General features: G+C 66.9%; 15 protein-coding genes and 1 pseudogene. 13 read left to right on the top strand and 3 right to left on the bottom strand.

Annotated features, from left to right (window positions below):
- Positions 1–74 precede the first annotated feature (74 nt).
- The 13 genes and pseudogenes from FFS09_RS03220 to FFS09_RS03160 all read left to right on the top strand — a co-directional run bounded on the left by FFS09_RS03220 (position 75) and on the right by FFS09_RS03160 (position 14,833).
- Positions 75–839, top strand: a complete 765-nt coding sequence (locus FFS09_RS03220; protein ID WP_137917434.1) for a pseudouridine synthase — start codon at positions 75–77, stop codon at positions 837–839.
- A 35-nt stretch (positions 840–874) separates the two neighbouring features.
- On the top strand, positions 875–1,780 hold the full coding sequence (locus tag FFS09_RS03215; RefSeq protein WP_137917417.1) for a LysR substrate-binding domain-containing protein: 906 nt from the start codon (positions 875–877) through the stop codon (positions 1,778–1,780).
- A gap of 153 nt (positions 1,781–1,933) precedes the next feature.
- Positions 1,934–3,358 carry a nucleobase:cation symporter-2 family protein gene (locus tag FFS09_RS03210; protein WP_137917416.1) on the top strand — a complete coding sequence of 475 codons (1,425 nt, stop codon included), beginning with the start codon at positions 1,934–1,936 and terminating at the stop codon, positions 3,356–3,358.
- Between the two features lies 1 nt (position 3,359).
- Positions 3,360–4,778 carry an 8-oxoguanine deaminase gene (locus FFS09_RS03205; protein WP_137917415.1) on the top strand — a complete coding sequence of 473 codons (1,419 nt, stop codon included), beginning with the start codon at positions 3,360–3,362 and terminating at the stop codon, positions 4,776–4,778.
- Between the two features lie 68 nt (positions 4,779–4,846).
- Complete coding sequence (locus FFS09_RS03200) at positions 4,847–6,124, top strand: esterase/lipase family protein (protein WP_137917414.1); 1,278 nt, start codon at positions 4,847–4,849, stop codon at positions 6,122–6,124.
- 119 nt (positions 6,125–6,243) lie between these two features.
- Entirely contained in the window at positions 6,244–8,190 is a 1,947-nt protein-coding gene (gene htpG, locus FFS09_RS03195) for a molecular chaperone HtpG (RefSeq protein WP_137917413.1), read from the top strand.
- A 115-nt stretch (positions 8,191–8,305) separates the two neighbouring features.
- Positions 8,306–9,712, top strand: coding sequence for a class I SAM-dependent methyltransferase (locus tag FFS09_RS03190; protein ID WP_252374206.1), 1,407 nt, complete (start codon positions 8,306–8,308; stop codon positions 9,710–9,712).
- A 13-nt stretch (positions 9,713–9,725) separates the two neighbouring features.
- A complete protein-coding gene (locus FFS09_RS03185) occupies positions 9,726–11,048 on the top strand; it encodes a sensor histidine kinase (protein ID WP_137917412.1) in 1,323 nt (440 codons plus the stop codon).
- Positions 11,049–12,230 (top strand): hybrid sensor histidine kinase/response regulator, encoded by a 1,182-nt coding sequence (locus FFS09_RS03180; protein ID WP_137917411.1) that lies wholly within the window; start codon positions 11,049–11,051, stop codon positions 12,228–12,230.
- A gap of 28 nt (positions 12,231–12,258) precedes the next feature.
- The gene (locus tag FFS09_RS03175) at positions 12,259–13,215 is read left to right on the top strand and encodes a response regulator (protein ID WP_137917410.1); all 957 of its coding nucleotides are present in this window, start codon (positions 12,259–12,261) and stop codon (positions 13,213–13,215) included.
- A 96-nt stretch (positions 13,216–13,311) separates the two neighbouring features.
- Positions 13,312–13,629 (top strand): annotated as a pseudogene (locus FFS09_RS03170) (hypothetical protein); the annotation flags it as partial.
- 108 nt (positions 13,630–13,737) lie between these two features.
- Positions 13,738–14,253, top strand: a complete 516-nt coding sequence (locus FFS09_RS03165) for a type II toxin-antitoxin system Phd/YefM family antitoxin (protein WP_171019847.1) — start codon at positions 13,738–13,740, stop codon at positions 14,251–14,253.
- Positions 14,237–14,833 carry a DUF6036 family nucleotidyltransferase gene (locus tag FFS09_RS03160; RefSeq protein ID WP_212745039.1) on the top strand — a complete coding sequence of 199 codons (597 nt, stop codon included), beginning with the start codon at positions 14,237–14,239 and terminating at the stop codon, positions 14,831–14,833. The genes FFS09_RS03165 and FFS09_RS03160 overlap by 17 nt, the downstream gene beginning before the upstream one ends.
- A gap of 6 nt (positions 14,834–14,839) precedes the next feature.
- Here the strand turns inward: FFS09_RS03160 and FFS09_RS03155 are convergent, their stop codons facing one another.
- The 3 genes from FFS09_RS03155 to FFS09_RS03145 are packed head-to-tail and all read right to left on the bottom strand — an operon-like array spanning position 14,840 to position 18,007.
- Positions 14,840–15,811: a flavin reductase gene (locus tag FFS09_RS03155; protein WP_137917407.1), complete on the bottom strand. Its 972-nt coding sequence runs from the start codon at positions 15,809–15,811 to the stop codon at positions 14,840–14,842.
- Between the two features lie 20 nt (positions 15,812–15,831).
- Entirely contained in the window at positions 15,832–16,929 is a 1,098-nt protein-coding gene (locus FFS09_RS03150; RefSeq protein WP_252374205.1) for an SDR family NAD(P)-dependent oxidoreductase, read from the bottom strand.
- A gap of 10 nt (positions 16,930–16,939) precedes the next feature.
- Positions 16,940–18,007 carry an LLM class flavin-dependent oxidoreductase gene (locus tag FFS09_RS03145; protein WP_137917406.1) on the bottom strand — a complete coding sequence of 356 codons (1,068 nt, stop codon included), beginning with the start codon at positions 18,005–18,007 and terminating at the stop codon, positions 16,940–16,942.
- Positions 18,008–18,056 lie beyond the last annotated feature (49 nt).

The raw sequence follows: 18,056 nt of genomic DNA, 5'->3' as shown, positions 1-18,056 counted from the left end.
CGCCCCAGCAGCCCCACCGGCCCGACCTGGCCCGCGTCGGGAACGTGCGCGGCGAGATCCGCCTGAACAAACGCATGGCCGACCTCGGTCTGTGCTCGCGCCGCGAGGCCGACGAATGGATCTCGCGCGGCTGGGTGCTCGTCAATGGCGAACCCGCGGTCATGGGCATGCCGGTGCCACCCGATGCCCAGGTGGAGGTGCTGCCCCAGGCCCGCCACCAACAGGCGGGACAGGTCACCATCCTGCTGCACAAGCCCATGGGCTACGTGAGCGGCCAGCCCGAAGACGGGCACGAAGCCGCGGCCACCTTGATCGGCGCGCCCAGCCAGTGGCGCGGCGATGCGCGCACGCCCAGCGACGGCCGGCGCTTCGCGCCCGAGCACACGCGCGGCCTGGCGCCCGCGGGCCGGCTCGACATCGACTCCACCGGCCTGCTCGTGCTCACGCAAGACGGCCGCGTGGCGCGCACGCTGATCGGCGAAGCCAGCGGCGTGGAGAAGGAATACCTGGTGCGCGTGCACTTCGCGCCCAACGGCCCGCAGGGCGCCGGCGTGGTGGCGCAGGACGTGCAGGCCATCTTCCCGCCCGCGCAACTGGCCTTGCTGCGCCACGGCCTCAGCCTGGACGGCCAGGCGCTCAAACCCGCGCAGGTGGATTGGCAGAACCCCGAGCAGCTGCGCTTCGTGCTCACCGAAGGCAAAAAGCGCCAGATCCGCCGCATGTGCGAGCAGGTGGGTTTGCACGTGGTGGGCTTGAAGCGCATCCGCATCGGGCAGGTGGTGTTGGGCAACCTGCCGGTGGGGCAGTGGCGCTACCTCACGGCCGACGAGCGTTTCTGAGAGCGCGCCGGGGACAACGCAGCCGGAGGTGCGGGATGCACGCGAAAGTGGTTCGCTATTTCATCGAGGTGGTGCGCGCGGGCTCGATCCGCAAGGCCGCCGAGCAGCTGCATGTGGTGCCCACGGCGGTAAACCGCCAGATCCTCAACCTGGAGGAAGAGCTCGGCGCGCCGCTGTTCGAGCGCATCCACAACAAGCTCAAGCTCACGCCCATCGGCGAGATCGTGTTGGCCCACGCGCGCGCCACTTTGCGCGATTTCGACGCCGTGCGCCAGCACATCGACGCGGTGCGTGGCTTGCGCCAGGGCGAGGCGTCGCTGGTCACCACGGCCGGTCTGGCCGGCGCCTTTCTGCCCGCGGTGGTGCAGCGCTGCCGCGCGGCCCATCCGGGTATTCAGCTGAAGCTGCTGGACTTGCCGATTGCAGCCGTGCTGCGCGCCGTGACCGAGGGCGACGCCGATCTGGCGCTGGCCTACGACGTGCCCGAGACCGCCGGCTTGCGCACCCTGTTCGCGAGCGAATGGCCGTTGGGCGCGGTGGTGCCGCCCGGCCATGCGCTGGCGGCGCGCGCCACCACCACGCTGGCCGACTGTGTGGGTTTCCCGCTCATCTTCCCGGCGGCCTCGCTCTCGCTGCGGCCCATCCTCGATGGCGCGTTTGGCCGCTCCGCGGTCAGCGTGTCGCCCGTGGTCGAAACCACGTCGACCGCGCTCATGCGCCAACTCACCGCGCAGGGCGTGGGCATCACTTTGCTGAACCGGCTGGACGTGGCAGAAGACGTGCGTGCCGGCCGGCTGGTGTTCGTGCCCTTGCGCGACGCCGGCTTGCGGCCCCAGGGCCTGGCGCTGGTTTCGCGCGCCGGCACGCCGCTCAGCGCGGCCGCCGAGGTGCTGGCGCAGCAGCTCGTGGACGGGCTGGAGAGCGCGCTGGTCGGCGCCTGAAAAGAGGGCTCGAGAGGGGGGCTTGAGAGGGTGTGCACTTTTCGAGCACACCAGGGGCGATTTATTGACTTTGCGCTGCCACGGCAGGGCTCCTAGACTGCGCCCGCTGGTCGATGCGCCACCTTGTGCGCGAGCCGGCAGAAAGGCCCACACATGCTTCCCGAAACCACAACGACCCGCGCCGGAGACAACCCGACAAGCGACGCGGTCGACCAGAAAGTGCCCCTTCCACGCTGCGCGGCCCTGGGCCTGCAGCACGTCCTGGTGATGTACGCAGGCACCGTCGCGGTGCCGCTCATCGTCGGCGGCGCGTTGGGCCTGTCGAAGGCGGACATCGCCTTCCTCATCAACGCCGACCTTTTCGTGGCCGGCATCGCCACGCTGATCCAGGCGCTCGGCCTGTGGGGCTTCGGCATCCGCATGCCAGTGATGATGGGCGTGACCTTCGCGGCCGTCGGTCCGATGATCGCGATCGGCCTCGACCCCTCGCTGGGGCTGCAGGCGATTTACGGCGCCACCATCGCGGCGGGCATCTTCGGCATGCTGGTCGCGCCGCTCATGGGACGGCTGCTGGGCGTGTTCCCGCCACTCGTCACAGGCACCGTCATCACGCTGATCGGCGTCTCGCTGATGGGCGTGGCGATCAACTGGGCGGCGGGTGGGCAACCCACCGTTACGCGCATGGTCGATGGCGTGGCCCACGCCGTGACCAACCCGGACTACGGCGACCCGGCCAAGCTCGCCATCGCGGCGCTGGTGCTGCTGGTGGTGCTCGGCATCACGCGCTTTGGCAAAGGGCTGTGGGCCAACATCGCCATCCTGCTCGGCATCGTGGCGGGTGTGGTGGTGTCGCTGGCGCTGGGCTACATGAAGTTCGACGGCCTGGCCGAAGCCAGCTGGGTGGCGGTGACCACGCCGCTGCATTTCGGCATGCCGCGCTTCGAGTTCACGGCCATCATTTCCATGTGCATCGTGATGTTGATCACCCTGGTCGAATCGACCGGCATGTTCCTGGCATTGAGCGAGATCACCGGCAAGCGCATGACGCCCCAACTGCTCACCCGTGGCCTGCGTGCCGATGGCATGGGCACGCTGATCGGCGGCATCTTCAACACCTTCCCGTACACCTCGTTCTCGCAAAACGTGGGGCTCGTGACCGTGACCGGCGTGCGCTCGCGTTACGTGGCGGCGATGGCTGGCGGCTTCCTGATCCTGCTGGCGCTGTTCCCGAAGATCGCGCACATCGTGGCCTCGGTGCCCGCGTTCGTGCTGGGTGGCGCGGGCATCGTGATGTTCGGCATGGTGGCCGCCACCGGCGTGCGTATCCTCGGTTCCATCGACTACGGCAAGGAGCGCCACGCGCTCTACGTCATCGCGATCTCCATCGGCCTGGGGCTCATCCCCACGCTGTCGCCGAACTTTTTCCAGCACCTGCCGGCGTGGACGCATCCGCTCACGCACAGCGGCATCGTGCTCGGCACCTGCGCAGCGGTGGTGCTGAATCTTTTCTACCACGGCGTGCTCTCCCGGGAACGCTCTTTCGCGCTGGCCGCGCGCACTTCACATGGAACCGAATGACATGAGTCTTGCCCTTCACGGAACCCGCCCGCTGGTCCTTCGCCACGCCGACGTGGTCGTCACCATGGACGCCCAGCGGCGCGAGATCGCCGATGGCGCGGTGGTGGTGAATGGCCCGGCGATCGAGTGGGTGGGGCCTACTGCGGATCTGCCGGCGCCGTGGCGCGAAGCCATCGCCAGCGGCAGCGCCGAAGCGATCGACCTGCCAGGCCACGTGCTGATGCCGGGCCTGGTGAACACGCACCACCACATGTACCAGAGCCTCACGCGCGTGGTGCCAGAAGCGCAGGACGCCGAGCTGTTTGGCTGGCTCACCAACCTGTACCTGCTGTGGGCACAACTCACGCCCGAGATGGTGCGCGTGTCCACGCAAACGGCGATGGCCGAACTCCTGCTCTCGGGTTGCACGACCACCAGCGACCACCTCTATCTGTTCCCCAACGGCTCGCGGCTGGACGATTCCATCGAAGCGGCCGACGCCATGGGCATGCGCTTCCATGCCGCGCGCGGCAGCATGAGCGTGGGCCGCAGCGCCGGCGGCTTGCCGCCGGACTCGCTGGTGGAAACGGAAGCTGCGATCCTGGCCGACAGCGAGCGGCTCATCGGCCGCTGGCACGACGCCTCGCGCCACAGCATGCGGCGCATCGTGCTCGCGCCGTGCTCGCCGTTCTCGGTTTCGCGCGACCTGATGCGCGAGTCCGCCGTGCTGGCGCGTTCGCACGGCGTGTCGCTGCACACTCACCTGGCGGAAAACGACAACGACGTCGCCTACTCGCGCGAGAAGTTCGGCATGACGCCGGCCGAGTACGCCGAAGACCTCGGCTGGGTCGGTCGCGATGTGTGGCATGCCCACTGCGTCAAGCTCGACCCTGCCGGCATCGCGTTGTTCGGCCGCACCGGCACCGGCGTGGCGCATTGCCCCTGTTCCAACATGCGGCTGGGTTCCGGCATCGCCCCAGTGGGCGCGATGCGGCGTGCCGGCGTGCCGGTGGGGTTGGGTGTGGATGGCAGCGCCTCGAACGACGGCGCGCACATGCTGGGCGAGGTGCGCCAGGCCATGCTGCTGCAGCGCGTGGGCTTCGGCCCGAGCGCGCTTACCGCGCGCGAGGCGCTGGAGATCGCCACGCTGGGCGGTGCGCGTGTGCTGGGGCGGGACGACATCGGGGCCTTGATGCCCGGCATGTCGGCCGACCTGGTGGCCTTCGACCTGCGCGGCGTGACGCACGCGGGCGCTGGCCACGACCCGGTCGCCGCCCTGGTGTTCTGCCAGAGCGCCGACGCGGCGCTGAGCGTGATCAACGGCCGCGTGCGCGTGCGCGACGGGCGCCTGGTCGGCATGGAGATCGAACCCCTGCTGGTGCGCCACCGTGCGCTGGCGCGTTCGCTCTATGAATCGGCCCGGCACCCGCACACTGCCTGATGTGCATGGCCCCGGGCGGGGCCGCATCCTGTCACACACACAAAACCACACCGGGGCCACAATGGCCCATGGACACGCTCAAACCCAAGCCCGGCCGTGACGCCTTGCTGCGGCACGTGCGCCCCAGCGATCTGCAGGCCGCGCTGCGCCTGGCGACGCAGGCCACGACCGAGGTGATCGGCATCGCCGAGGGCGTGCACCAGGCGGTGCGCGCCCGGCTGGGCCTGCCGGCGGGCGCCGCGCCGCAACGCACGGCCGGCCTGACCGGCCAGATCTACCAGGGCATTCGCGGCGTCACGCAGCTCGTGGGCCATGGGCTGGACAGCGCGCTCGCCTCGCTGCTGCCGCTCGTGGACGACCCGGCCCACCACCCAGCACCCTCGCCCGCTCGCGAAGCCGTGTTGGCCGCGCTCAACGGCGTGCTGGGCGATCGCCTGCTGGAAACCGCCAACCCCTTGGTTCAGCCCATGGAACTGCGCCACAAAGGCCAGCGCCTGCCGCTGGATCGGCCGGCGTGGCTGCAGGAGCGCCTGGCGCCCGCATCGCCCCACCTGCTCGTGCTGTTGCATGGGCTGTGCATGAACGACACGCAATGGTTGCGCCACGGGCACGACCACGGCGCGTTTCTCGCGCAGGCGCTGGGCGCCACGCCGGTGTACCTGCGCTACAACAGTGGCCTGCACACCTCCACCAACGGCCGCGATCTCGCGCGCCAACTGGCGTCGCTCGCCCTGCAATGGCCGGTGCCGCTGGAATCGATCACCCTCATCGGGCACAGCATGGGTGGCCTGGTGGCGCGCGCCGCCTGCGAGGAGGCCGCACACGCCGGCTTGAGCTGGCGCTCGAAGCTCAAGCACCTGATCTTCCTGGGCACGCCGCACCACGGGGCGCCGCTGGAGCGCGCGGGGCACGGGGTGGATGTGCTGCTCGCCGCCACGCCGTTCACCGCGCCCTTTGCGCGTCTGGGCCAGTTGCGCAGCGCCGGCATCACCGATCTGCGCCACGGCCATGTGCGCGATGCGGACTGGGCCGGGCGCGAGCGCTTCGACTCCGCGCTGGACCACCGCGAGCCCTTGCCGCTGCCCGAGGGCGTGGCCTGTTTCACCGTGGCCGCCACGCTCGCACCGCAGCGCGGCCTGCTGGCCGAGCGCCTGAATGGCGACGGCCTGGTGCCGCTGCGCAGCGCGTTGGGCCAGCACGACGAACCCCGGCGCCGCCTGGTGTTCGCGCGCGGCAGCCAACGCACGGTGTACCGAACGGGGCACCTGGAGTTGCTCTCCAGCCCTGTGGTGGCGCAGCAACTGCTGCAATGGCTGGCGCCGCCGTCGGACGAGCCGATCGACTGACTTTCGCGCCGGGTGTTCGCGCGGCGCTTGAAGTTCCTCGAACAGCCCATAATTCCGCCTCCTGCTGCGCGGCTCCAAGCCCAGCGCGTTTTCTTTTGACTTCAAGCCAGTCGACTCCCATGAGCAAACAAACCCTCTCCTTCCAGGCCGAGGTGGCACAGCTGCTGCACCTGGTCACGCATTCGCTGTATTCGAACCCCGACATCTTCTTGCGCGAGCTGGTGTCCAACGCGTCCGACGCCTGCGACAAGCTGCGCTTCGAAGCGCTGAACAACGCGGCCCTGTTCGAAGACGCGCCCAACCTCGACGTGCGCGTGGATTTCGACCGCGACGCCAAGACGATCACCATCAGCGACAACGGCATCGGCATGAGCGCGCAGGAGGCCATCGACCACCTGGGCACGATTGCCAAGAGCGGTACCAAGGATTTCATGAGCCGCCTGAGCGGCGACCAGAAGCAGGACGCGCAACTCATTGGCCAGTTCGGCGTGGGCTTCTACTCCGGCTTCATCGTGGCCGACAAGATCACCGTCGAATCGCGACGCGCCGGCCTGCCGGCGGCCGAAGGCGTGCGCTGGACCAGCGGCGGCACCGGCGACTTTGAAGTCGAGACCATCGAGCGCGCCGCGCGCGGCACCAGCGTCATCCTGCACCTGCGCGACGACGCAAGCGACTACCTCGACCGCTGGAAGCTCAAGTCCATCATCGGCAAGTACTCCGACCACATCAGCCTGCCCATCCTCATGCAGAAGGAAGAATGGGACGCCGAGAAAAGCGCCTACGTGCGCCAGGACGAATGGGAAGCCGTCAACTCCGCCAACGCGCTGTGGGCGCGCAGCAAGAAGGACGTGAGCGACGAGCAGTACGCCGAGTTCTACAAGAACCTGAGCTACGACACCGAGGCGCCGCTGGCCTGGAGCCACAACCGCGTCGAGGGCAGCACCGAGTACACGCAACTGCTCTACATACCGGCCAAGGCACCGCAAGACCTGTGGAACCGCGACCGCAAGGCCGGCATCAAGCTCTACGTCAAGCGCGTCTTCATCATGGACGAGGCCGAGGCGCTCATGCCTTCGTACCTGCGCTGGGTCAAGGGCGTGGTCGACTCGGCCGACCTGCCGCTCAACGTGAGCCGCGAGCTGTTGCAGGAAAGCCGCGACGTGAAGGCGATCCGCGAAGGCAATACGCGCCGCGTGCTGGCCATGCTGGAAGACCTGGCCAAGAAAGACAAGGCGCCGCAAGCCACCGAAAGCGCCGATGGCGTGACCGACGTGGTGTCGGCGGAAGACAAGGCCGCCGCCGGGAAGGACGTGGGCAAGTACACGACGTTCTACGCCGAGTTCGGCGCGGTGCTCAAGGAAGGCCTGGGCGAAGACTTCGCCAACCGCGACAAGATCGCCAAGCTGCTGCGTTTTGCCAGCACCCACGGCACCGAGCTGACCGCGCTGGCCGACTACAAGGCCCGCATGAAGGAAGGCCAGGCCGCGATTTACTACATCACCGCCGACAACCGTGCCGCCGCGCAGAACAGCCCGCAGCTCGAGGTGTTCCGCAAGAAGGGCATCGAGGTGTTGCTGATGACCGACCGCGTGGACGAGTGGGCGCTGTCCTTCCTCAACGAATTCGATGGCACGCCGCTGCAAAGCGTGGCCAAGGGTGCGGTGGACCTGGGCTCGCTGCAGGACGAAGAAGAGAAAAAAGCCGCCGAGGCCGCGGCCGAAACCTTCAAGCCCGTGCTCGAACGCCTCAAGGAAAGCCTCAAGGACAAGGCCAAGGACGTGCGCGTCACTTCGCGCCTGGTCGACTCGCCGGCCTGCCTGGTGGTGGAAGACGGCGACTACTCGACGCAGCTGGCCCGCATGCTCAAGCAGGCCGGCCAGCCCGCGCCGCAGGTGCGTCCGATTCTGGAAGTCAACGCCGAGCACGCGCTGGTGAAGAAGCTCGAAGGCTCCGCGCACTTCGACGATCTGGCCCACATCCTGTTCGACCAGGCGCTGCTGGCCGAAGGCGGGCTGCCCGACGACCCCGCGGCATACGTCAAACGGGTTAATACGCTGCTAATTTGATTGCAGGGACTCCCCGCTGGCGGGGCGCTTGCGGTTGACTACACTCGGGGCCCTGGGAGTCCATCGAGGGGCAGTGCGAAGCAACTGCCCCGCCCATCAGTCAACTGGCCTCAACGTGTACCTACAGCGTCCCTTCGATCACGTCGTCACCTTTCGCAACAGCCAGGGAGAAAGCGCGCGCGGCACCCTGACCAGCCTGCAGCGCCGTTCCCTGGTGATGGAGATCTACAACCCGTATTCCATCGTCCAGGTCAGTGAGGTACTCAACGAGCTGACCATCCGCTCGGGCGACCAGATCATCTACAAGGGCAAGGCCGTGGTGGTCAGCTTGCTCAACACCGGGCTGATGGCCGTGGTGTCCGTGGCCTTGATCGACGAGTGGCTGGACCTCAACGCCATCCGCGGCGACATCAGCCAGGTGCGCGGCGAGGCCGAGCGCTTCGTGGCCGATTGGCAGGAGCGCTTCAAGATCAAACGGAGCTACCAGGTCACCATCAGCGAGTTTCGCTCCTTCCTCGCGGAGACCGCGCGCTGGACCGACCAGGCCGACATGTCGACCCTTCTGCCGCGCGAGCCGGACGGGCGCATCCGCGCCGACGTGTTCAGCGAGCTGGCCGAGCCCATCATGAAGAAGGGCGCCGAGTATTTCGTCTCGCTCGAAGCCGAAGGCGCCGCGGTGCCGGAAGAAGACTCCGTGGCCCACCGCAACTTCGCGCAGACCGCGCTGCACCCGCTGCTGCTGCGCGCGCCCTTCGTGTACCGCACCTTCGCCAAGCCCTTGGGCTACGCGGGTGACTACGAAATGGTCAACCAGATCCTGGCCGACCCCCGCCAGGGCAACAGCACCTATTTCCAAATCATTAACGCCTTCTTCCTGAAGGCCGCGGTGGCCGAGGCGCACCGCAACCGCATCGAGATCCTGGTCGAGTACCTCGGCCGCGCCGCCGCGCTGGCCCAGAAAGAGGGACGCAAGGTGCGCGTGCTCAACGTCGCGTGCGGCCCCGCCATCGAAATTCAGCGCTTCATCGCCACGGACCCCAATGCGTCCAGCCTGGAATTCACCTTGCTGGATTTCAGCGAGGTCACGCTGGAGTACACCCGGTCGTGCATCGAAGCCGCCGCCAAGACCGGCGGGCGTCCGGTGGAAGTGCACTACGTGCACGAGTCGGTGCACCAGTTGCTCAAGCGCGCATCCAAGCGCGACGACAGCCTGGACGCCGGCGTGTTCGATTTCGTCTACTGCGCCGGCCTGTTCGATTACCTCACCGACAAGGTCTGCTCGCGCCTGCTCGACTACTTCGTGGTGCGCACCCGCCCCGGTGGTTCGGTGATGGTCACCAACGTGCACTCGGTCAACCCGCAGAAGAACGTGATGGAGCACCTTCTGGAGTGGCACCTGATCTACCGCGACGAGAAAGGCCTGGAAGCCGTGCTGCCCGAGCCGCGCGAGGGCACCCGCATCTTCACCGATGTCACGGGTGTCAACGTCTTCGCGGAATTCCGCCTGCCCGAGAAAACCTGAGGCCACGCCACGCATGACGCCAGCCGCCTTGTCGCCCTACCACCAGCAACTCAGCGAGTTCCGGCTTGCCTATAGCAAGGCGGGTTCGATCGTCTCGATCGTGTTGGTGCTGATGGGCCTGGGGCTGGACTACACGCTGTACGCCGAGTCCTTCAGCACCCTGGCGCCAGCGCGTTTCCTGGTGGCCGGTCTGACGCTGGTCATCCTCTGGATGTTGCATTCGCCGATCGGGCTGCGCTGGGTGCGGCCCCTCACACTCGTGTGGCTGGCGCTGCCGCAGATCATGATCGCCTGGATGATCTGGGTCACCAACGGGGTGGACTCGATCTACTTCGTCGGCCTGCACCTGGCGCTCTATGCCACCGGCATCATCCTGCCCATCGCCTTCCTGGAAAGCCTCACCTTCGGCCTGTTCACCTACGCGCTGTATGCCCTGGCCTGCTATTTCCACCCCGAGGGGTTGAAAGACTTCAGCCAGTTCGCCGGCATCTCGCTGTTCATCCTGTTCTCCGCCACCATCAGTTCGTTCTGCACCTACTTCAACGAGCGCGGCCGCTTCAACATGTTTGCGCTGCAAAGACAGGTGTCCGAGAAGAACGAATCGCTCAAGCAGATCAACGACACCCTGGCCGAAGTCAAGGGCCAGTTGCTGCAGCGCGAAAAAATGGCGGCCATCGGCACGCTCTCGGCGGGTTTGCTGCACGAACTCAACAACCCGGTGAACTACAGCCTCATGGCCATCAACATGGGGTTGACCTCACCCGCCACCGAAGCCGACACCATGCTCAAGGAGAGCCTGGTCGACGCGCGCGAGGGCATGCAGCGCATCCAGAACATCGTCTCCGACCTCAAGACCTTCGCGTACCAGAAGCCCGGCCAGGACGGCCTGCGGCTGTTCCTGCTGGAGAACGCGGTGCGTTCGGGCCTGCGGCTGGCGGGCCACGAACTCAAGGGCATCGAGGTCAACGTGGACCTTCCCCAGGACTCCCACGTGATGGGCGACGAACCCGCCATCATCGGCGTGCTGATCAACCTCTTCAGCAATGCCGCCCACGCGATCACCGCCGCTCAACGCGAAACGCCCCGGATCGACATCCGCGTGGCCTCCCGCGACAAGCGCCTGTGCGTATCCGTGCGCGACAACGGCATGGGCATCGCGCCCGAGAACATGGAACGCGTGTTCGAGCCCTTCTTCACCACCCGCGACGTCGGTGCCGGCCTCGGGCTGGGCCTGAGCGTGAGCTACGGCATCGTGCAGCGCCATGGTGGCACGCTGGCGGTGGAGAGCGAAGCAGGCCACTGGACGGAGTTCACCTTTGACTTGCCGAGGCCCTGAATGAAACCCGACGACACCGGCATCTCGCGTGGTTCGCTGGGCGCCCACGCCATCCTCGTCGTGGACGACGAGCCCCAGGCCTGCAAGTGGTTTGCCCGCCTGTATGGCGACGAGTTCGTCGTGCTCACGGCCCATGGCGTGAACGACGCGCTCGCGCTGCTGGCGCAGCGTGGCGACGAGGTGGCCGTGCTGCTGACCGACTACGCCATGCCGCAGCGCGACGGCGTGTCGCTGCTGAGCGAGGTGCGGCAGCGGTACCCGCACATCGCGCGCCTGCTGGTGTCGGCCTACGCCGACAAGGACGTGGCCATGTCGGCCGTCAACCAGGGGCATGTGGAACAGATCCTTGAAAAGCCGCTCGACGAGGCCCTGACACGCCAGGCCTTGCGCGAGGCGCTCAACGCGAGCCAGGTGCGGGCGCGCGAGCGCGCCCTGGTGGAGCGGCGCTCGGCCACCTTGCGCGAAACCCTGGGATTTCTCGCGCACGAAGTCACCACGCCGCTGGCCACCGTGCAGGGCTACCTCACGGCCATGCGCGCGCGGCACCGCGACGCACCGGCCGACGGCAGTGGCGACGCGCGCATCCAGGAGCAGAAACCCGGCGACGTGCTCTTCATGATCGAAGCCGCGCAGCGCCGCGCCGAGTACGCGCAGTCGCTGGTGTCGACCTTCGTGCAGACCGCGCGCGATGCCTACCAGCCCGACGCCGCGCCCAACCTGCGCGCCAGCGATCTGGTGCAGGCCGTGCGCGACGAGTTTCCGTTCGACAACGACGAAGCGCAATGGCTCACCAGCGAGCTGAGCGCCGACTTCGTGCTGCCCGGGCGGCGCGACCTGCTCTACCTCGTGCTCTGCACGCTGGTGAAGAACGCCTTGCTGGCCCTGCGCGCCGAGCCGCCGCAACAACCCCGGGTGCACATCAGCCTGGGGCGTGAAGCGCCCGCGCCCGGTCTGCCCGCGCAGGCCGCCATCCATGTGAGCGACAACGGCGCCGGCATTCCACCGGACGTGCTCAAGCGCCTCACCGTCGAGCCGACCACCACCCGCGCCGACAACGGCGGCAGTGGCATGGGCCTGATCTTTTGCCGGCGCGTGATGACATCGTTGGGCGGTTCGATCCTGATCCGCTCGGAGGTGGGCCAAGGTGCCACCGTCTCGCTCTATTTCCCTAACGCTCAGTAACCAATAAGACTTTCTCAGGAGTGTCGCCGTGAAGCCCGTGAAAATTCTGTATGTCGATGACGAGGCCATGGCCCTGAAATACTTCGAGCGCCTGGTCAGCCCGCTGGCGCCCGTGCTCACCGCCGCCTCGGTGGAAGAAGGCAAGGCCGTGCTGGCCGAGCATGGCGCCGATGTCGCGGTGCTGGTGTGCGACCAACGCATGCCCGGCGCGTACGGCAACGAGCTGCTGCGCCACGCACGTGAGTACTACCCGAACATCGTGCGCATGTTGACCACCGCCTACTCCGAACTGGGCGATGCGATCGAGGCGATCAACACGGGCGAAATCTACCGCTACATCAACAAGCCCTGGGAGCTGGAGAGCCTTCGCGCCGACCTCAAGAACGCGCTGGAACTGGCCGAATTGCGGGGCGAACGCGACGACCTGATGCGCGACAAACTGCTGGCCCAGCAGAGCCAGCTGTTGGCCAACCGGCTGGCCAGTCTGGTGGCGGTGGCCGCGGCGGTCCACAGCGACGGGTTTGAGCAGGCGCTCCACCGCTTCGCCCAGGCCGTGCAGCTCACCGGCTGCGACGAGCCCAAGGTGGATTGGCACCGCTGGGAGCACGCCGACCTGGTGCAGGCGGAGGCGCTGCGCTCCGCGGCCATCGCCGGCCATCTGCGCCACTGGCTGCGCGAATTCGGCCCGCACCGGGACGGCGCTGGTGCGCTGGCGGTGCTGTCGCAAGCCGCGGGCGCCGAGTTGCGGGGTGACCATGTGCGTTTTTCCGACCGCGCTCCGTTGAGCGCGCTGCTCGGTGCCGGCGCAGGCGAAACCCCTGCTTCAGCGGATTGCGCCTGGCTGGCGTGGTTGCTCTGGCAAGGAGGCCTGGCGCAGGTGGACGCATCGACGGACGGCCCCGGCTGGACCGTACGCCCTGCCCCCGCGGCGGCGCTGCGACCCGACTGGCTGGCCGACGCCATCGAGACCCTCGGCAGACCTTGAAACGCGCTGTGGGCACATGAAACAGTGCGAAAACGAGGGCACTTTTTGCGGCGTGGGCGCTCACAATCCGACATGCACCCCATCAGGACCCACGCCATGAACACGGTTTTCACCTCCGCAGCGCGCCACAGTGCGGTCGCTGCCGCCGCCGCCCTGACCCTTCTTTCCGGGTGCGCGTCGGTGGGTGTGGGCGTGGGCATCCCGATCGGGCCGTTCTCCATTGGCGTGGGCCTGGGTTCTGGCGGCGTCAATGCGGGTGTGAGCACCGGTGTGGGCCCCGTGGGTGTGGGCGTGGGCGTCAACCAGCGCGGGCAGGTCAGTGCAGGAGCGGGTGTCGGCGCCAGCACCGGCATTGGCAACGGGAATGCGCGCGTGGGTGTGGGCGTGGGCACCAGCACGGTGATCCACGATCCGGACAACCACCGCTAGGCCTGCGCACACGATTTCTCCCCTGTGAGAATGGGCTGAACACGGCGCCATTCCGGGCGCCAGAATGGCCTTGATATGGATAAAATGTCCATTATGTCCATTCTCAACGACCTCCCGCAGATTCCCGCAACGCAGGCGAAACAGGCCTTCGGGGAAATGCTGGACCGCCTTCGCACCAGCAACGCCGTTGCGATCACGTCTCACGGACGGGTCAAGGCGCTCGTTTCCACGCCGGAGATGTGGTCCGAAAGAGAGTCGCAATTTGCACGCGACACGGATCTCCTGGAGCGCAAGCTGGCGCGAGCTCAGCAATCACGGGTTGAACTCGACCGGCTCCAGCGTCACGCCCATCTGGCCGTTGACTTGTTGTCCTCCTCGGCGGATCAACAAGCTCTGATCGTCAGCGAGGCCAAAGCAAGAGTCGCCAGATGGAGGGGCCATGCTTTGTGCAGTGACGACTACATCGACCGATGGAATCAACTGCTCTCTCTTCCGGTCCATGAATTGGCGAAAGAAATGATTGGTGACTGCGGCGGCTGGGGAAACGCACTGCGACAAAACACGCCTTTTTCCATGAAGAAGAAAACCACCGATGTCGCACAGGCTTGATCTGCTGTTCTCGGCTCTGGCGAAGGCAAAAAAACTCATTGGCCACAGTGAGTACGTGATCGTAGGAAGCCTGTCCGCGGTCGCCCTCGAAGACTCTGGTCGCCTTCCCCCGGAAATGGCGATGTCGAATGATTTCGACATGTACACCAAGGCCGACCCGGGGCGGATTCATGACGTCGCCGAAGCCCTTGGTGAAGGCAGCGCCTTCTTCGATGAAAACGACATGTACATCGACCCTGTCTCACCCAAGCTGCTCACGCTGCCAGAAGGGTGGGAGGATCGAATGAACGTGCTTGAGCGCGATGGCATCAAGGCTTACTTTCTTGAGCCCAACGACGCGGCGATCTCGAAGTACGCCCGAGGCGCACCGAACGATGAGCGCTGGATCAAGGCAGGGGTCAGGGCTCAACTGATCGACCTTGACGTTGTCGTCAGTCGACTGAGGAAAACAAGCTTTCTCGATGCCGCCGAAGAAGCGGCGACCCGCGCTCGTATCCACAAGGATATGGAGAGCACGCCCCCAACGCCGGAAGCCGACAGCCCATCACCGCACAAGAAAAGCCGCCGGCGCCGGCCTTGATCGCCCCTACCCGCGCAGCTTGGTGATCAACTCGTCCAGCGCGCCCGCCGCCCCCTGCGGATCGCGTTGCCGCAGGCAGGTCACGACCTTGCGGCGCAGCGGAAACAGGTCGGGCCGTGGCCGCACCGGGATCACGTGCGTCATGCGCTCGCGCAACACGGCGGTCATGGTCTGTGCCATCAGCATCAGGGCTTCGTTGTGCCCGGCCGCCGCGATCGCGGAGAAGAAGCGGCTGGCCGATTCGATGCGTTGCGCCAGCGGGTCGTCGTCCCGGTGGCGTTCGATCCCGTCCACGGCCGCCTCCACGGCGTCGAGCTCGGCCTCGCTGGCGCGCTCGCAGGCGAGCCGCAGCAGCGTGCCGTAGAGCGTGCGGTAGGCCTCGTCGAGATCGACCGAGCCCAGCTTGCCCTCCACCACCAGCGTGCGCAGCGACTCCGCGAGCATGCGGTACGCGCCCTTGTAGAACACCAGCGCGTGGTCCTCACTGCCCTCGTGCATGTGCTTGACTTCACCGATGAAGATGAGGTGGTCGCCCGCGTCGTGGCACGCGTGCACGCTGCATTCGAAGCTGGCCAGGCAGTCGTCGATGATCGGCATGTTCAAGGGTCCCGAACGCCAGGCCACACCCTCGAACTTGTCCACGATCTTGCTGGAGGCGAAACGGCCCGACAGCGCGTCCTGCCGCTGCGACAGGATGTTGATCGCGAACCCGTCGGATGCCGAGAAGGTGGGCACCAGGCTGCTGGCCTTGCGCAGGCTGAACAGCACCAGCGGCGGCTCCAGCGAGACGGAGCTGAAGGAGTTGCAGGTCAGGCCCACGGGCTGGCCGTTGGCGGTGGTGGTGATGACGGCCACACCGGTCGGGAAGCAGCCGAGCAGCTGGCGGAACAGCTTGGGCTCGATGGCGGCGCTGTGGGTCGTCGTCACGCGTTCCGTCAGGGGGGCTGCGGCAGGCGCGGTGGCGGTGGCTGCGGTCATGGCATGTCTCCTTGTTGTCTTCAAAGCGATCCGTAGAGGTTGACCAGCGAGGCCTTGAGGAAGCCCCCGTCGACCACGAGGTCCTGCCCATTCACGTAGGCGGACGCGTCGCTGGCGAGAAAGGCCACGGCGTCGCCGATGTCCTGCGGCAGGCCGATGCGGCGCGCGGGGATCTTCGAGACGCGGTCGTGCAGCTTGGCCTCGTCACGGTAGTGCGTCTCGGACAAGGGCGTGCGGATCATGCCTGGGCTTACCGAGTTGGCGCGCAGGCCGCGCGGTCCCCACTCCACCGCCATCTGGTGCGTCAGGGCACAGAGCGCGGCCTTGGCCGGCCCATAAGCGCCGGCGCGCGAGGCCACGTGCGCGGTGATCGAGGCAACGTTGACGATGCTGCCGGCCTGGCGCTCGAGCATCATCGGCACCAGGGCCTGCGCGCACAGCAGAGCGCCGCGCAGGTTCACACGAAACACACGGTCCCACAGATCGACCGGAAAGGTTTCCAGTTTCTCGGGGCCCGTCGTGATGGCCGCGTTGTTCACCAGCACATCGCAACGGCCGTAACGCTCGCGCACCAGTGCCGCCATGGCGGCGACGGAAGAGGGGTCGCCGATGTCGCAGCGCACGGCCAGCATGCCGTTCGCTTCGGTGGGTTGCTCGGGGTAGCTGATGTCGGCTTGCACCACCTGCGCACCCGCCGCACGCAGGCGTTCGCAGATGGCGGCCCCCAGACCGCCGGATGCGCCGGTGACCACGGCCACGCGGCCAGCGAAGGCTTGGGCGGCGAAGGCGCCGGCCGCAGCGCTGGCTTCCCCAGGGGCTTCACCCCAGGTGATGTGTGCGCGCACGCGGCCCTGTTCGTCGAGCCAGCCCTTGCTGGCCGCGTACTGGATCATCGCGTCGAACTTGGCATCCCACTCGGCGCTGCCCGCTTCGCTCGACAGGAAGCGCAGCACCGACGGCGCCAGCCGCACATGGTCAGCGCCGTCGCGGCTGCCGATGCGGGCGATGGCCTGCTCCAGCCGCTCGGTTGGTTGCGGATCGACCAACACATCAAGGCGGTTGAAGACCGAGGGCTCGACGAGGGAGATGGTGCCGGCGCTGGTGAGGTGCACACGCATGGCGATTCCTTCAGGCAGCCACTGCGTTGAGGGAACCGACTTCCTTGCGGATCGCTGGAATGATCTTCTCGCCCCACAGTTCGATCTGCCTGAGCATGGTCTTCTGGTCGAAGTCGCCCAGTTGCGTCTGCAGCGCGATGTGCTTCGGCTTCAGGATGCTGATCTCTTCGAGCATCTTGTCGATCACCTGGTTCACCGAACCCACCGGCAGGTTCTGGCGCAGCTGCTCAAAGGTCGGGTCCGTGGCCGACGGCACTTCCTTGACCATGTAGCCGTCGTCCGACTGCGCACGCCGGAACTTCAGGCTCTCCGAGATGCGCCGCTGGAAACGCGCGCAGTCGAGGTACGCATCGATCTCGGCCTGGTTGTCCGAGGCGTACGCACAGCGCAGGAAGCCGAACTTCACGTCCTCGTCGAGGTCCTTGCCGTTGTCGCTCGCCACCTTCTCCAGGCGGCCGCGCAACTCGGTGACCGCCGCGTTGCCGTTGAGCAAGGCGGTCACGAACAGGTTGTGCCCTTCGCGCACGCCGCGACCCAGGGCCACCGGGTTGCCCGAGGTGATCCACACCGGTGGCATCGGGCTTTGCACCGAGCGCACCGCGATGGAGCTGGGTGGCAGCTTGAGGAATTGTCCGTCGTACTCCACGATCTTCTGCGTCAGCCCCTTGGGAAGGATGTCGAGGAACTCGTTGTAGATCGCGGGCGCGTCGGCGATCTTCACGCCAAAGCGCTCGAACTCGAACTCCTGGTAGCCCGAGCCCACGCCCAGGTCCAGGCGGCCGTTGGAGACGGTGTCGGCAAAGCCCACCTCGGCCAGGAAACGCGCGGGGTGGTACAGCGGCAGAATGCACACCGCCGTGCCCAGGCGGATGCGCTGCGTCTTGGCCGCCATGTGCGCCACCATCATCAGCGGCGAGGGCGAGAGCGAGTAGTTGTTGAAGTGGTGCTCGGCGTACCACGCGCTGTTGAAGCCGGCCTGCTCGGCCACCACGGTCTGCTCGATCGAGTTCTGAATGACCTGCTGCGAAGTCTGGTGGTAGCCCCGTTGCTGGGCCAGGATGAATACGCCGAATTCCATGGTGTAGTGCCTCTGAAGAGTGGTCTGCAATGCGAAGAATTCTGCGGAG

This window comes from Hydrogenophaga sp. 2FB (assembly GCF_005503365.1).
Classification (GTDB): Bacteria; Pseudomonadota; Gammaproteobacteria; order Burkholderiales; family Burkholderiaceae_C; genus Hydrogenophaga.
The sequence above is the reverse complement of the archived record's forward strand: the minus strand, read 5'-3'. Positions and strand labels throughout refer to the sequence as shown.

What these genes read in the sequence shown, in the direction of transcription:
- FFS09_RS03220 (WP_137917434.1), top strand. Translation starts at nt 75, where the DNA reads ATGGCCGACCTCGGTCTGTGCTCGCGCCGCGAGGCCGACGAATGGATC.
- FFS09_RS03215 (WP_137917417.1), top strand. Translation starts at nt 875, where the DNA reads ATGCACGCGAAAGTGGTTCGCTATTTCATCGAGGTGGTGCGCGCGGGC.
- FFS09_RS03210 (WP_137917416.1), top strand. Translation starts at nt 1,934, where the DNA reads ATGCTTCCCGAAACCACAACGACCCGCGCCGGAGACAACCCGACAAGC.
- FFS09_RS03205 (WP_137917415.1), top strand. Translation starts at nt 3,360, where the DNA reads ATGAGTCTTGCCCTTCACGGAACCCGCCCGCTGGTCCTTCGCCACGCC.
- FFS09_RS03200 (WP_137917414.1), top strand. Translation starts at nt 4,847, where the DNA reads ATGGACACGCTCAAACCCAAGCCCGGCCGTGACGCCTTGCTGCGGCAC.
- htpG (WP_137917413.1), top strand. Translation starts at nt 6,244, where the DNA reads ATGAGCAAACAAACCCTCTCCTTCCAGGCCGAGGTGGCACAGCTGCTG.
- FFS09_RS03185 (WP_137917412.1), top strand. Translation starts at nt 9,726, where the DNA reads ATGACGCCAGCCGCCTTGTCGCCCTACCACCAGCAACTCAGCGAGTTC.
- FFS09_RS03180 (WP_137917411.1), top strand. Translation starts at nt 11,049, where the DNA reads ATGAAACCCGACGACACCGGCATCTCGCGTGGTTCGCTGGGCGCCCAC.
- FFS09_RS03165 (WP_171019847.1), top strand. Translation starts at nt 13,738, where the DNA reads ATGTCCATTCTCAACGACCTCCCGCAGATTCCCGCAACGCAGGCGAAA.
- FFS09_RS03160 (WP_212745039.1), top strand. Translation starts at nt 14,237, where the DNA reads ATGTCGCACAGGCTTGATCTGCTGTTCTCGGCTCTGGCGAAGGCAAAA.
- FFS09_RS03155 (WP_137917407.1), bottom strand. Translation starts at nt 15,811, where the DNA reads ATGACCGCAGCCACCGCCACCGCGCCTGCCGCAGCCCCCCTGACGGAA.
- FFS09_RS03150 (WP_252374205.1), bottom strand. Translation starts at nt 16,929, where the DNA reads ATGCGTGTGCACCTCACCAGCGCCGGCACCATCTCCCTCGTCGAGCCC.
- FFS09_RS03145 (WP_137917406.1), bottom strand. Translation starts at nt 18,007, where the DNA reads ATGGAATTCGGCGTATTCATCCTGGCCCAGCAACGGGGCTACCACCAG.